11 protein-coding genes and 2 pseudogenes are annotated in these 13,851 nt (G+C 69.8%); 7 read left to right on the top strand and 6 right to left on the bottom strand.

The genetic code is table 11. From position 1 onward, the window contains the following. The 3 genes and pseudogenes from ACYVO6_RS32885 to ACYVO6_RS32875 form a co-directional block, all read right to left on the bottom strand. Positions 1–261: pseudogene (locus tag ACYVO6_RS32885) on the bottom strand (transposase); the annotation flags it as partial. 15 nt (positions 262–276) lie between these two features. After that, positions 277–1,098: a helix-turn-helix domain-containing protein gene (locus ACYVO6_RS32880; protein WP_461067599.1), complete on the bottom strand. Its 822-nt coding sequence runs from the start codon at positions 1,096–1,098 to the stop codon at positions 277–279. Between the two features lie 26 nt (positions 1,099–1,124). Beyond that, entirely contained in the window at positions 1,125–1,700 is a 576-nt protein-coding gene (locus ACYVO6_RS32875) for an IS607 family transposase (RefSeq protein ID WP_461067597.1), read from the bottom strand. A 252-nt stretch (positions 1,701–1,952) separates the two neighbouring features. On the opposite strand from ACYVO6_RS32875, the gene ACYVO6_RS32870 reads away from it, so the two are divergent. Beyond that, on the top strand, positions 1,953–2,768 hold the full coding sequence (locus ACYVO6_RS32870; RefSeq protein ID WP_461067595.1) for an SAM-dependent methyltransferase: 816 nt from the start codon (positions 1,953–1,955) through the stop codon (positions 2,766–2,768). A gap of 39 nt (positions 2,769–2,807) precedes the next feature. Here ACYVO6_RS32870 and ACYVO6_RS32865 read toward each other — a convergent pair whose 3' ends face one another. The 3 genes and pseudogenes from ACYVO6_RS32865 to ACYVO6_RS32855 all read right to left on the bottom strand — a co-directional run. Beyond that, the gene (locus ACYVO6_RS32865) at positions 2,808–4,172 is read right to left on the bottom strand and encodes a pectate lyase family protein (protein ID WP_461067593.1); all 1,365 of its coding nucleotides are present in this window, start codon (positions 4,170–4,172) and stop codon (positions 2,808–2,810) included. A gap of 31 nt (positions 4,173–4,203) precedes the next feature. Beyond that, positions 4,204–5,607: a Si-specific NAD(P)(+) transhydrogenase gene (sthA, locus tag ACYVO6_RS32860; RefSeq protein WP_461067591.1), complete on the bottom strand. Its 1,404-nt coding sequence runs from the start codon at positions 5,605–5,607 to the stop codon at positions 4,204–4,206. Between the two features lie 278 nt (positions 5,608–5,885). Next, positions 5,886–6,840: pseudogene (locus tag ACYVO6_RS32855) on the bottom strand (histidine kinase); the annotation flags it as partial. 269 nt (positions 6,841–7,109) lie between these two features. Here ACYVO6_RS32855 and ACYVO6_RS32850 point away from each other — a divergent pair. From ACYVO6_RS32850 to ACYVO6_RS32825, 6 genes are all read left to right on the top strand, one after another. After that, positions 7,110–8,297 carry an asparagine synthase-related protein gene (locus ACYVO6_RS32850; protein WP_461067589.1) on the top strand — a complete coding sequence of 396 codons (1,188 nt, stop codon included), beginning with the start codon at positions 7,110–7,112 and terminating at the stop codon, positions 8,295–8,297. After that, positions 8,294–8,551 carry a lasso peptide biosynthesis PqqD family chaperone gene (locus ACYVO6_RS32845; RefSeq protein WP_461067587.1) on the top strand — a complete coding sequence of 86 codons (258 nt, stop codon included), beginning with the start codon at positions 8,294–8,296 and terminating at the stop codon, positions 8,549–8,551. Before ACYVO6_RS32850 ends, ACYVO6_RS32845 begins: the two co-directional genes overlap by 4 nt. Continuing rightward, positions 8,548–8,895 (top strand): lasso peptide biosynthesis B2 protein, encoded by a 348-nt coding sequence (locus ACYVO6_RS32840; RefSeq protein WP_461067585.1) that lies wholly within the window; start codon positions 8,548–8,550, stop codon positions 8,893–8,895. The genes ACYVO6_RS32845 and ACYVO6_RS32840 overlap by 4 nt, the downstream gene beginning before the upstream one ends. Positions 8,896–9,950: 1,055 nt before the next feature. Then, positions 9,951–10,196 (top strand): hypothetical protein, encoded by a 246-nt coding sequence (locus ACYVO6_RS32835; protein ID WP_461067583.1) that lies wholly within the window; start codon positions 9,951–9,953, stop codon positions 10,194–10,196. 108 nt (positions 10,197–10,304) lie between these two features. Then, positions 10,305–11,078: a bestrophin-like domain gene (locus tag ACYVO6_RS32830; RefSeq protein ID WP_461067581.1), complete on the top strand. Its 774-nt coding sequence runs from the start codon at positions 10,305–10,307 to the stop codon at positions 11,076–11,078. A gap of 98 nt (positions 11,079–11,176) precedes the next feature. Continuing rightward, positions 11,177–13,495, top strand: a complete 2,319-nt coding sequence (locus ACYVO6_RS32825) for a family 2 encapsulin nanocompartment cargo protein terpene cyclase (RefSeq protein WP_461067579.1) — start codon at positions 11,177–11,179, stop codon at positions 13,493–13,495. Positions 13,496–13,851: the final 356 nt, after the last annotated feature.

Below are 13,851 nucleotides of genomic sequence, written 5' to 3'. Positions count from 1 at the left end.
GCAGGTCTTGGAGGACGGGTACCAGCGGTTGGCCACCACGGTGGGGGTGGCGTTGCGCCGGCCCTTGTAGGTGAGCTGGCGGCGGATCTCCCCGAATCCGGCGTCGGCAACCTGGCGGGCCAGGCGCCGGTTCTTCAGCATGCCGGCGACGTTGAGGTCTTCCACCACCACGGTGCCGCACTCGGCCCGGATCTTGGTGGTGAGCTTGTGCAGGGCGTCCGCGCGCTGGTTCGCGACCCGGTGGTGGATGCGGTTGCGCTCGGCGTTGGCCTTCTCTCACCGCTTTGACGGCTTCTGTCCGGTGCGCCGGTCGGGACCCTGCCGTCGGGAGACCCGGCGCGAGTGCAGGCGCAGCAGTTTCAGGCAGCCGTCCAGGCGCTTGGGGTTCGGCTCGTAGCGGATCTCCCCGGCGCTGTCGGCCATCACCGCCAGGTGCTTCACCCCGAGGTCGATACCGACCGCCACGTCCGGGCGGGCGACGCGGACCAGGTCCCGCTTGACCTCGCTCTGGAAGGAGACGAACCACCGGCCGCGTTCGTGCCGCACGGTCACGGACAGGATGCGGGCGGTCCCGGCCGCGACGCGGTCACGCAGGTCGTCAGCGCGTTCGTGCACACGGATCGTGCCCAGCCGGGGCAGGGTGACGTGACGGCCGTCCGGCTCGACGCGGATGGCGCCGGTGGTGAACCGGCAGGCCAGGCGCGCCTTCCGCTTCGACTTCCGGCGGGGCGCGCCCACACGCTTGCCCTTGCGCTTGCCGTTCTTCGACTTGGCGTAGTTGTCGAACGCGGCGGCGGCGCCTGCCAGGCCGGTGCTGTACGCCTCCTTGGAGTTCTCTCCCCACCAGCCGGCGAACCGCGGGTCGGTGCGTTTGGCCTCGTTGAACGCCTTCCGCAGCGCGGGCAGCGACCACGGCCGCCACTGCGTCAACTCCGCCTCGCCGATCCCGTAGGTCGCCTCGGCCGCCCGCTGCGCCCACGACGCCCGCACCCACGACACCGCCCAGTTGTATGCCGCGCGCGCCGCACCGCAGTGCGACCTGAGCGCCTGTTCCTCAGCGGCGTTCGGATCGAGGGCGAACCGGTACGCCTGCACCACGAAACCAGGCTGTGGCTGGAATTTCTTCACCGGGCAGCCTCGCTGGTCATCACAGCCGCGGCGCGCGCGGCGCGGTTCTTCGCGGCCCTGCGCCCGTACAAGCGGGCGCACATCGAGGTCAGCACCTCGGTGATGTCCCGCACCAGGTCGTCCGTGGTCTCCTGCGGATCGAGGACCACCAGACGCCGCCCGGACGCCGACAGGGCTGCTTCGAGGTGCTCGACGCCGAAGCGGGCGAGCCGGTCACGGTGCTCCACCACGATCACGGTCGCGTCCGGATCGGCCAGCAGCCGGTGCAGTTTGCGCCGCCGCTCATTCAGCCCCGAGCCGACTTCGGTTACCACCTCTGACACCGGCAGGCCCAGTTGGGTGGCGCCGGTGACGACACGGGCCACCTGCCGGTCAAGGTCCGGCTTCTGGTCGGCCGACGAGACGCGGCAGTACGCCACCGTGCGCCCCTCGGGCGACTGTTCGGCCTCGTGCACCAGCCACACGCCGGTCGCGGTCCGGGTCGCGGGAACGGGGAGTTTCCCGTCCCTCGCCCACCGCCACGCGGTCTGGTAGTGCACGCCGTTGCGTGCCGCCCATTCTGACAGCCTCACGCGATCATTGTATATGAGAGTTGATAGGTGATGAAACTTCTGTCAGCAGATGCCATCCCCGACGGACGCCGACAACGGGCCGCCTCCTGCCTCGCCGGCAGGAGGCGGCCATGCGGGTGACGCGCTCGATACGGCGACGGGTGTCCTGGTACTCACGCCTCTCGAACCCGGCAAAGTGTCGGTGGAACGAGGGCAGTTGACTCTACGTTGGATGCCTAAGGCCAACGATGTTTCCCAGAAGGAGGCTGAACGGTGACGCAGGACTCGTCCGCCCCCGACACCGCGGCGTCAGCGAAGATCGACTCGGCGGTGCCGCATTCGGCCCGGATCTGGAACTACTGGCTCGGCGGCAAGGACAACTACCCCGTCGACGAGGAAGCAGGCGACGCCTTCCGCGAGATCTTCCCCGGCATCACCGACCTCGCCCGCGACTCCCGGGCCTTCCTCGGCCGCGCAGTGCGCCACCTGGCCGGTGAGGCCGGGATCCGCCAGTTCCTCGACATCGGCACCGGCCTGCCCACAGCGAACAACACCCACGAGATCGCCCAGCGGGTGGCCCCCGACGCCCGCATCGTCTACGTCGACAACGACCCCCTGGTCCTGGCCCATGCCCAAGCACTGCTGACCAGCACCCGTGAGGGAGCGACCGACTACATCCACGCGGACCTGCACGACCCGAGCGCCGTGCTGCGGGAAGCAGCCCGTACCCTCGACCTCACACAACCGGTCGCACTCACATTGATGCAGGTCAGCGGGCACATCGCCGACTACGAAGAAGCGCGGTCCATCGTCAGCGCACTCATGGGGACACTGCCCTCCGGCAGCTACTTCGCGTTCAACGACAGCGTGGACACCAACCAGTCCAACGCCGAAGCCACCCGCCTCTACAACGAGAGCGGCGCGGCCCCGTACTACCTGCGCAGCCCGCAGCAGCTGGCGGGCTTCTTCGACGGCCTGGAACTGCTGGAGCCCGGCGTCGTCCCCATCACCGACTGGCGCCCCGACCCCACGACCGCCGGCACTGCCGGCGAGGTGATCGCCTTGGGCGGTGTCGCCCGAAAGCCGTGAGGTCGTACGTGCACAGGTAGCGGCGTGGTGGCGCTCCGTTCAGTGGTGGCGGGGGCCGGAGTGGTTCAGGACGTGCCACCACACCGCGGCCGGCGACCTCAGCGGACGGTACGGGTAGACATCGGCCGGCGCCCAGCCGGTGTCCGTCGTGAACCCCTCGGCCGCCTCGGCCGCCGCCGCGGCGTCGAGTCCGGCCGGGCGGCCGTTCAGCCAGGAACCCGTGTCCCTGAAGCGCGTGCCCCCGTAGAGCGCGACCACCAGGGCGGGGCTCGCGTCTGGGCCCTCGTACAGGAATACGTTCCTCTCGGAGACCGTCGCGGACTCCACCCCGATGCCGAGCGCGTACCCGGTGTCCTCGGCCCGGCCCCGGTAGACGTTGTTGACCACGTGCACCTGCCCGAAGCGGACGCGCGGAGCGCGCTGTGCGATGTCGGTGAACAGGTTGCGGACGAAGGTGACCTTCAGATGCCCGCGGTCGCGGTCGCCCCGCCCGTCGCCGGACCCGATGAGGACCGCCTTGTCGTGGTCGGTGAACCGGCTGTCCGACACCGTGATGAAGTCCGAACCGTCCTCGATGTCCAGCAGCCCGTCGTGCCGCTGGACCCGCTCGCCGTGGAAGCCGGGCGGTGCCGTGCGGTCCGGATAGCGGCCGTCGGTGAAAGTGCAGTGGTCGATCCAGATGTTCCTGCCGGTGATCACCGCCAGGGCGTCGAAGCGGGCGTTCCAGCTGCCCTGTTCCCCGTCGTCCGGCGACCAGGTGGTGAAGTGGTCGACGGGCGCTTCGAGGGTCAGGTCGCGGATCACGATGTTGGTGCCGGTGTTGATACTCAGGAAGACTCCGAGCAGGCGGGCGTCGCCTCCCGTGCCGATGAGCGTGGTGTTGCTCGGCACGGTCAGCTGGATCTGCTGCTTCTCCTGGTTCGAACCGGTCTGCCGCAGGATCCGCTGCTGCTTGCAGTAGTCGTAGCGGGTGTCGGACCACTCGGCGCCGTCCTCGCCGAAGCACGACATGTACTTCGCCAGGTCGTAGCCGGGGGCGTAGTCCTGCTCACCGAGCAGCGTGCCGTCGCCGGCCTCATGGCCGCTGATGTCTCCCTCGACCCGGATGACCTTTGGCGCGGTCGGCTCGCCCCGGTTGGCCAGCGCCTCCTTCAGCTCCGCACGCGTCGACACCCTCCACACCGACTCCGGCCCGGCGCCCGCGCCCCCGGTGGTGCCGCCGTTGACGGAAGCCCAGCCGACCGGGCCGGAGTCACGGGGGCCGGAGGCGGTCGCGGGGCCCGCCGGCAGCAGGGCACAGGCCAGCAGGAGGGCTACGACAAGACTCCCGCATACGCGGCCCGCGGGTACGGCCGCGCGGACAGGACCCCACGAGCGTAAGTGACTTGATTCGGACGCCGTCATCGACGCGATCTCCTCCTCATCAGTCCCTGAATCAGTCTCTGAGCCGGTCGATCTGCCGGATCTTGTTCGTCGCGTCCAGGGCGGCGACTTTGTAGGACTCCGCAAGGGTGGGGTAGTTGAACACCGCGTCGACCAGGTAGTCCACCGTGCCGCCGCAGCCCATCACGGACTGCCCGATATGGATCAGCTCGGTGGCCCCGGTGCCGAAACAGTGCACGCCGAGGAGCCTGCGGTCCTCCGGCGAGACGAGCAGTTTGAGCATGCCGTGCGAGTCGCCGATGATCTGCCCCCGGGCCAGCTCGCGATAGCGGGAGATGCCGACCTCGTACGGCACGGAATCCTCGGTGAGCTGGTCCTCGGTCCGCCCGATGAAGCTGATCTCCGGGATGGTGTAGATGCCGATCGGCTGAAGGCCGTCCATTTGGTTCACCGGCTCGCCACAGGCGTGATACGCGGCCGTACGCCCCTGCTCCATCGAGGTCGCGGCCAGCGCCGGGAAACCGATGACGTCGCCGACGGCATAGATGTGCGGCACTTCGGTGCGGTAGTGCTCGTCGACCTTGATCCGGCCGCGCCGGTCGGCGGACAGCCCGGCCTTGTCGAGTTCGAGGTCGTCGGTGAGGCCCTGGCGGCCCGCGGAGTACATCACGGCGTCCGCGGGTATCTTCTTGCCGCTCTCCAGGACGGTGAGCGTGCCCCGCGGGTGACGTTCGACCGCGGCGACGGTCTCCCCGAACCGGAAGGTGACGGCCAGATCCCGCAGCTGGTACTTCAGCGACTCGATCACCTCGACATCGCAGATGTCGAGCATCCCGGGCCGCTGCTCGACCACGGTGACCTTGCTGCCGAGAGCGGCGAACATGGAGGCGTACTCCATGCCGATCACCCCGGCGCCCACGATGACCATGGAACGCGGCACCCGCTCCAGATTGAGTACGTTGTCCGAATCGATGATCGTCCGCTCGTCGAACTCGACACTCGCGGGCCGGGCGGGACGGGTGCCCGTGGCGATGACGATGTGCCCGGCGCTCAACAGCCGCTCGTGGCCCGTCACTTCACGCAACGCGACGGTGTGGTCGTCGACGAAACGGCCGGTGCCGGCGAAAAGGGAGACGTGGTTGCGGGAGAGCTGGCTGCGGACGACGTCGACCTCACGGCCCACCACATGCTGGGTGCGTGCGGTCAGGTCGGCGACGGTGATGTCCTCCTTGAGACGGTAGCTCTGGCCGTACAGATCACGCTGGGTGAGGCCGGTCAGATACAGGACCGCCTCACGCAGTGTCTTGGAAGGGATGGTCCCGGTGTGGATGGAGACCCCGCCGACCATGTCGGGGCGGTCGATGACAGCGACCCGGCGGCCGAGCTTGGCAGCGGCGATGGCGGCCTTCTGGCCGCCCGGACCGGATCCGATGACGAGTATGTCGAAGTCGGGCACCTCCGGAGTCTGACAGCTCGAAGGCCCCGCCCGGAAGGGCGGACAGCCATGTCGGGGACCAACTGCGGAGTCCTGCACCCGAGTTGACCCTGATCACGAGCGAACCGGCCCCGGACACGCTGCGCTCGGCTCTCAGGGGAGGGGCTGTTCGGCCCAGATGATCTTGCCCGTGGGGTGTAGCGGGTTCCCCAGCGTTCGGTGAGCTGCGCGACGAGGAACAGGCCGCGTCCGCTCTCGTCGGTGGTGGCCGCGTAGCGCAGGTGGGGTGAGGCGCTGCTGCTGAACGCTGTGCGGCGCAGTTCGGTGACCTTGCTCGGCTCCTCCCCGTTCAGCACGGCATCGGCCAGATCCACGGTGACGAAGTCCGCGAACCGTGGCACGGCCACCTCCGTCAGTTCCCTGGCGGTCCGTGCGACGTCCAGACCCGTGCCGATGCCCACCCCGGCGTCGTACAGCAGCCTGAGGCGTTCACGTGCCATCTCGGCCCGCCCGGACAAGGCGCGCAGACGTGGCCACTCGTCCCGAGGCCGGCAGCCCGGCGGTGTCCGCCTCCAAACCGAGTTCGAGAACGTGCCGCCTCTCGGCGTCGGCGGGCAGACCCAGCAGTTGTTGGGCCTCGTCATTGACAAGCAGCAGCCGCCCCGAACCGCCGACAATGATCACTGCCTCCCGGACGGCGTGCAGCACGGCATCATGGTGCTCGTACATCCAGGTCATCTCATACGGGCCCAGACCACGGGTCTGGCGCAGCAGCCGTCTGCTCACGAGCGCTGTCCCCGCCGTCGACAGACCGAGTGCCGCCGCCGCGAGGAAGATCGGCAACTGCCGATGCGCGACATCACTCACATTGGCGGTCGTGATACCGGCCGACACCAGGCCCACAACCGATCCGTCGGGCGCCTTGACCGGAACCACCGCCTGCACCAGCGGCCCGATGGTCCCCTCGATCTCCTCGGTGACGGAACGGTCGGCCAGCACGGGTGCGGTGGTCCCGACGAACTTCTTCCCGATCCTGTCCGGCTTGGGGGCCACGCCATGTGGACCAGCGGAGATATCGGCGCCAAGGCTGGCGCATGGATTGGCATGGCCTGGGCCTGCCCCGACTGGTGAGCTGACAGGGCCCCATGTCCGCCCCGCCGGGTACCGATCCGGCCGGACGGCGGCCGGGGGCGGGACCGTGGGTGCCGACCGCGCCCGTACGCTGGCCTGGCTCACCGGCGCCGAGCTGGACACCGCGCAACTGGCCGCACGCCTGGCTGGCTCCACCGTCCCGCACCCGCTCGCCAGTGGTGCGCTGTGGCGCGGGACCCACAGCGTCCCTCCCGGCCATGGCCTGTATCTGGAGCCCGGCGGTCAGTGGCGGACGGCCGCCTGGTGGCAGGCGCCGACAGCCGAGCTGCCGCTGGCCGAGGCGGCGCCCGCCCTGCGACAGGCAATGCGGGATGCCGTGGCGCTGCGGGTCCGCCCGGGCGAGGTACTGAGCGCCGACCTGTCGGGGGGGCATGGACTCCACCTCCCTGTGCTTTCTGGCCGCCGAGGCCGGGGCGCGCCTGGTCACCGCCACCCTGCACTGGAACGCGCCCGGCAACGAGGACCACACCTACGCCCGGCACGCGGCGGAGCACCTGCCCGGTATCGAGCGCATGGTCTTTGCCTCCGCCGAGCTGCCCGCCCACTTCACCGGGCTCAACGAGCGCCGGGATCCGGCGGACGAGCCCTCAGCCGCACTGCGCGACCGGGCCCAGCAGCATCAACTCGCCGCAGCGATGCGCAGCCACGGGGCGCTGCGCCGCCTGATGGGACACGGCGGTGACCACGTGGTCCAGCCCTGCGACGCGTATATGCATGGCCTGCTGCGCCGCTCCCCGCTGCTGGGCCTGCGGCACGTCAACGGTCTTCGGGTGCACCGCCGGTGGCCGCTGGGCGCCACGTTGCGCATGCTGCTCGACGGGCGCGGCTACGGTTCCTGGCTGGCCGGTACCGCGGGGCAGCTGCGACAGACGCCCGCGCGCGGTGCCGTCTTCGGGCTGCCGGAGGGCTGGAGACCACGGCCGCAGCTTCCGCCGTGGACGAGCGAGCAGGCCGTCGAGCTGCTCGGCGAGCTGCTGCGCGCGGCCGCCCTCGACGCCGTGCCGCTGGCCCCGGACCGCGGTCGTCACGCCTGGACCCAACAGGCACAGCAGGCCGGGCGGATCGCCGGGCACCTCGCGCACGAGACGGCAGCCGCCGGGCTGCCCGCGCACAGCCCGTTCTGCGACGACGCCGTGATCAGCGCCTGCCTGGTGGCCCGGCCGCAGGAGGCGGCGGCCCCGTGGTCGTACAAACCGTTGCTCGCCGCCGCGACGGACGGCCTGGTGCCTGCCCGCATCCTGCGCCGTACCACCAAGGACCACTGCGGCCAGGAGTGGCACGCCGGGCTGAAACTGCACCGGCGGATTCTGGCCGCGTGGGCCGAGGACTCCCACCTGGTGGCCGCAGGCGTCGCCGACGAAGAGCCGCTGCGGCGTGCGCTGATCTCCCCGGGCCTGCTCGCCGACGGCGCGGGAGAGCTGGAGGCCACCCTCGGTGCCGAAGCATGGCTGCGCGACCTGGCGGCCCATCCAACCCCCGCGTACCTGAGCCGGCCCGATCCGGCGCGGTCCGAGCGCGGGCGGCAGCCCGGGCACGAACACGAAGGAGCATCCTGTTGAGCCCACTGCGCGCTGATGTCACAGCCTGCCCCACCGACGACGGCATGGTCCTGCTGGACGAGCGCAGCGGACGCTACTGGCAGCTCAACGGCGCCGGCGCCCGCGTCGTCCAGGCCCTGCTCGAGGGCGCCACATCGGAGCACGTGGCCGACCGGCTCGCCCGGACCGGGCCGGTGAGCCGGGAACGCGCCGCAGCCGATGTCGCGGCACTGGTCGACCAGCTCACCCGGGCGAACCTGGTCACGGCCTCATGAGCCAGGTCCTGGACACCAGCGCAATCCGGCCTCCGCTGCCCCGCCGTATCGCCGCCCGCACCGCCGTCACCGCCGCGCGGCTCATCGCCCACCTGCCACCCCGCCGCATCCGCGCCGTCCTGAACGCCGCACGCCGAGGAGCCACGCCGGCCAACTACACCCAGGCCCTCCAGGCCCGTCAGGACGTGACGGCCGTCAGCACACTGTGCGCCGGCCGCTACTGCCTCCAGCGCTCACTGGCCACCACCCTGCTGTGCCGGATGAACGGCAACTGGCCCACATGGTGCTCGGGAGTGCGCACCCCTCCATTCGCCGCACGCGCCTGGGTGGAAGCCGACGGCTGACGGGTCGGCGAGCCCGAGGACGCCGCCACCTACCGGACCATGATCAGCGTACCCGCCAAAGGGCATCGGGAGACCGGACCGCAGCCACCCAGACGACACCGAAGGCGCGCTTCTGGTTCAAGGAGTTCACGCATCTGGATGTCGGTGAAACCGCCGTGGATCGGTGCACTCACGGGGCAAGGCTGAACGATCGAGGGTGCCGCTGTCACCTCTGGCCGACGGGAAGAGCCAGGATCTCGTGCAGTTCCCGGGCTGGACGTCCCGTTCGCATCCGCTCAGGCACCGTATCGATCACATTCCTTGCGCGGGCGCCGAGGATGGTGGTGCGGTGCTCCGGAGGCACGTTCAGGTGCGCATGCCCAGCGAGCTGAAAAGCTTCAGCGAGGTGGCGATCATGGGCTGGGCAGATCGCGCCGGCGGACAGCCGGCTACTGCGAGTCGGCGGAGGCCGGCCCGGCCTGCTGCGGGATCCCCGGACTCCTGTCCATTCGAACACCGGGTCGTGGCATGCCTCGTCCGAGGGAAGCGCGACGTATCCCGATTGCCCGCAGGTCTGCCTGCACAGCCTTGAAGACATGACGGAGTGGGGGATCAGGTCGGCCCGCAGGGGACTGGCGCGAGTGAGCGTCGCCGCCGTTGTCGTGCTGGGCTCGGTTGCACTCGCGGGTGGTGCGGTGCGGGCGGAGACGGCCGATACGGACAGCCCGCCGCCCCACGGTGTACGTGTCGAAGCGACGGCGTGGCCCGCGCCTGGATGCCGTGGGATCGTCGTTGACACCGAGGGCAGCCACTCCCTCGTGACCGTGGAATGTGACGCCTGCCCGCACTCGTACGTGGCCGTGACAGCGCGCACGGCGCCCCAGCTGCAGTTGGGCCTCGTGTGGAAGCGACCGTGCGAGAGGCCGCCCGCCACGCCGCCCCCACCTACTCCGCGTCCTGAGCCCTCGCCTCCGAGCGCCCCGTCACCCACCCCTACCTCCCCGTCACCCACCCCTGCCTCCCCGTCCCCCACGCCCTCCCCACCGAGGGTCACAGCTCCGCAGACCGCGCTTCCCGTGCCGGCCCGGCCGCACCCCTCGAAGGCGGCCGGCACGCCGAGCCAGAAGCCGAAACACCCGGAGCGGGCGGCGCCGACCCCGCGGCCCGTCGCGCACCGGACGTACCAGGCCCCGCCGCGCAGAACGACACGCGACGGGATCCCGTTGATGACCCTGGCCCTGCTGCTCATGGCTCCGGCGGTACTGGCCGCGGCGGCCCTGCGCACGCGTTCCTCGTCCCGGGGCGGCGGGCGCGGCCGTTAGGCGGCCACCCGGGTCGCGCCCCCTCACCACAGCCACAGGTTGAGACGCAGCGACCGGACCAGGCCCCCACTGCAAGCCCCACCGACCCTGCCGCTCTACGGAGGCTCCATGTCGCAATGGCTGGTCCTGGCCCTGGTGATGGCCTCGGCCTGCGTGGTGGTTCTGGCCATCACCCTGCTCAGGCACCGGCGTATCGGTGACGACGACGATCCCACCGAGACCCCCGACGTCATCGAGTACATGACCATGATGATCGGTGTTGTCTACGCGATCGTGCTCGGACTCGCCATCGCCGGTGGCTGGGAGGCGCGCAGTGCCGCGCATGACAACGTACGCGCCGAGGCCCAGGCCCTGCACGAGGTCAACGAGCGTGCTCAGGCGTACCCGGCGGCCGTACGGGACCGCATCAAGAAGGACATCGACGCCTACGTGCACTACGTGGTCGACGAGGAGTGGCAGGTCATGGCCGATCACGGCGAACTGTCCGACCGGGGAACCGAACTGTTCTCGCGGGTACGCAAGGACGTCGCCGGCTACGAACCGCGGACCGACCAGGAGGACCGGGCCTACCAGCCGATGGTCGACCAGGTCGCCGTTGCCGATGACGCCCGGGGTTCTAGGGGCGACAGCGCGGGTGGGGCGATGCCGGGCGTGGTCTGGTTCGGTCTCATCGCGGGCGCGCTGGTGACGATCGGCATGATCTTCACCCTGCAGATCCGCACCTCTGCACCGGAATTGCTGCTCGCTGGACTGTTCAGCGCCCTGATCGCCTTCCTGCTCTTCTTGATCTGGGAATTTGACTCCCCCTTCAGCCGGGACGCCGGCACGGCGGTCGGCCCCTTCCTCGACCTCTTCCCCGCCGTCGACTCAACCGCACCCTGACCGCCGTCGGCGGCGACGCCGTCCCGGACAGCCCGTCGTCCGAAAGAGCGACGCATCCGGAAAACAGCACCTCCACAGAGAGGAATGAGAGGCAGACCATGTCACAGCCCTTCAAGCTTCCGGAGTTCTACGAGCCGTACCCGGCACGGCTCAGCCCCCACCTGGAGACGGTGCGGAAGGACTCCAAGACCTGGGCCCGCAGGATGGGGATGATCGAGGGATCGCAGGTCTGGGACAGCCGCGACTTCGACTCCCACGACTACGCCTTGCTGTGCTCGTACACCCATCCCGATGCCCCGGCCGCCGAGCTGTCCTTGGTCACCGAGTGGTACGTGTGGGTGTTCTTCTTCGACGACGACTTCCTGCGGCGTTTCAAGCGCAGCCAGGACCTTTCCGGAGCCCGCGCCTACCTCGACCGGTTGCCGGCCTTCATGCCGATGGAGCCCGGGGGTGCGCCCGCGGAGTCGGCAAGCGCGGTCGAGCGCGGCCTGGCCGACCTGTGGGCCCGCACCGTGCCGGCCATGTCACAGGACTGGCGCCGCCGGTTCGCGACGAGCACGAAAGCCCTGCTCGAGGAATCCCTGTGGGAGCTGCGCAACATCTCCGACGGCCGTGTCGCCAATCCGCTGGAGTACATCGAGATGCGGCGCAAGGTGGGCGGTGCCCCCTGGTCCGCGGGTCTCGTCGAGTACGCCGCGGGCGCCGAGGTGCCGGAGCCGATCGCGGCCTGCCGTCCCATGCTCGTGCTCCGGGACACCTTCTCCGACGCGGTGCACCTGCGGAACGACCTGTTCTCCTACCAGCGGGAGATCGAGGACGAGGGCGAACTCTCCAACGGCGTGCTGGTCTTCGAACGGTTCCTGGGCTGCGACACCCAGCAGGCCGCCGACGCCGTCAACGAACTGCTCACCTCTCGGCTGCAGCAGTTCGAGCACACCGCGCTGACCGAGCTGGCACCGCTGTTCGCCGAGCACGGCCTGCCCCCGCAGTCCTGCGCCGACGTCTTGGCCTACGTCAAGGGACTCCAGGACTGGCAGGCGGGCGGCCACGAATGGCACATGCGCTCCAGCCGCTATATGAACGGCGCGGCCGGGGGCTCAACGGCCGCAGGCTCACCGGTCACGGCGAGCGCGTCAGCCATCCCGGGCGGTCTGGCGGGTGTCCGGCACGGCCCGACCGGTCTGGGCACCTCCGCGGCCCGCATCACGGCCTCGGTGGCGGCAACGATGCCGAAGCGGCTGCGCAGCCACGCGCATGTGCCGTTCCAGCGGGTTGGGCCGGTCCCCGTCCCCGAGCTGTACATGCCGTTCACCACAGAGCTGAGTCCTCATCTGGACGACTCACGCGAGCACGTCGTCGACTGGGCCCACACGATGGGCATGCTGGAGCCGCTGCCCGGCGTGCCCGGTCCCGGCATCTGGGACGAACACAAGCTCCGGGCCTTCGACTTGGCCCTGTGCGCGGCGGGCATCCATCCGGACGCCTCCCCCGAAGAGCTGGATCTGACGACGCACTGGCTCACCTGGGGAACGTACGCAGACGACTACTACCCCGCCGTGTTCGGCCCCAGGTCCGACATCAACGGCGCAAGGCTGTGCAACGAGCGGCTGTCCGCGTTCATGCCGGTGGACTCCACGGCGGTTCCCACCCCGGCGAACGCGCTGGAACGCGGGCTCGCGGATCTGTGGTCCCGTACGGCCGGCCCGATGACGACCGCCGCACGCCGCGCGTTCCGCGGCACCATCGAGGACATGACCGGCAGCTGGGTGTGGGAACTGTGCAACGCGGCGGAGAACCGCATCCCCGACCCGGTCGACTACATCGAGATGCGGCGCAAGACCTTCGGGGCGGACCTCACGATGAGTCTGTGCCGCCTGTCCCACCGGCGCACGGTACCGCCGGAGGCGTACCGGAGCCGTCCCGTCCAGGCGATGCAGAACTCGGCGGCGGACTACGCGGCCCTGATCAACGACCTGTACTCGTACCAGAAGGAGATCGAGTTCGAGGGTGAGATCCACAACGCCGTCCTCGTCGTCCAGGACTTCTTCGACTGCGGCCTCACCGAAGCGCTCGGCATCGTTGCCGATCTGATGACCTCACGGATGCGGGAGTTCGAACGCGTGGTGTCCACCGAGCTGCCGGAGATGTTCGACCAGCTGGATCTCGACTCCGACACACGGGCCACGCTCACCGGGTACGCACAGGAGCTCAAGCACTGGCTCGCCGGAATCCTCATCTGGCACCGGCAGTGCCACCGATACGAGGAGGCCGAGTTGCGCCGCCCGGTGGGTAGGTGGACCAGCCCGCCCACCCGTCCCACCGGTCTCGGTACATCAGCGGCTCGTATCCCGGCCTCCGCACGCCTTTGCACTCCTGCCGCCGGCACGCCGCCGTCCCGCGGACGGGGTCGCGCCTGAGGTGCCCCTGCAGCAGGTGCGCGACGGTCTCACCGGGCGGTTGCCCCGTCCGCGCCGTCGACGCACCCGGCCTTGTCGTACCCTCAAATCCGCTGAATTGTGATCCGCAATCGAGCCACTCCGGTGGCTCGGCCGCACTGCGTGAATTCCGCTTTCGCCATTGGGGTGTCATTTGGGTGCAATTTCATGCCCAAAAGAGCCCGTCAAAGCGGAAGCGCCCCTCTGGGGAAGCCTCGGTGGTGCCCGTTCGGTGGCAGTTCATTCCCACTCGTTTGGGTTATGGCAAGGCGCCAGTTTCAAATGTCACGCTTTTTCAGCGAGTCGAAAAACTGATTCTCCATCACAAACGCTTGGGG

It is taken from the genome of Streptomyces pseudoechinosporeus, assembly GCF_054783935.1.
The sequence above is the reverse complement of the archived record's forward strand: the minus strand, read 5'-3'. Positions and strand labels throughout refer to the sequence as shown.

What these genes read in the sequence shown, in the direction of transcription:
- ACYVO6_RS32865 (WP_461067593.1), bottom strand. Translation starts at nt 4,172, where the DNA reads ATGACGGCGTCCGAATCAAGTCACTTACGCTCGTGGGGTCCTGTCCGC.
- ACYVO6_RS32850 (WP_461067589.1), top strand. Translation starts at nt 7,110, where the DNA reads ATGGACTCCACCTCCCTGTGCTTTCTGGCCGCCGAGGCCGGGGCGCGC.
- ACYVO6_RS32840 (WP_461067585.1), top strand. Translation starts at nt 8,548, where the DNA reads ATGAGCCAGGTCCTGGACACCAGCGCAATCCGGCCTCCGCTGCCCCGC.
- ACYVO6_RS32830 (WP_461067581.1), top strand. Translation starts at nt 10,305, where the DNA reads ATGTCGCAATGGCTGGTCCTGGCCCTGGTGATGGCCTCGGCCTGCGTG.
- ACYVO6_RS32825 (WP_461067579.1), top strand. Translation starts at nt 11,177, where the DNA reads ATGTCACAGCCCTTCAAGCTTCCGGAGTTCTACGAGCCGTACCCGGCA.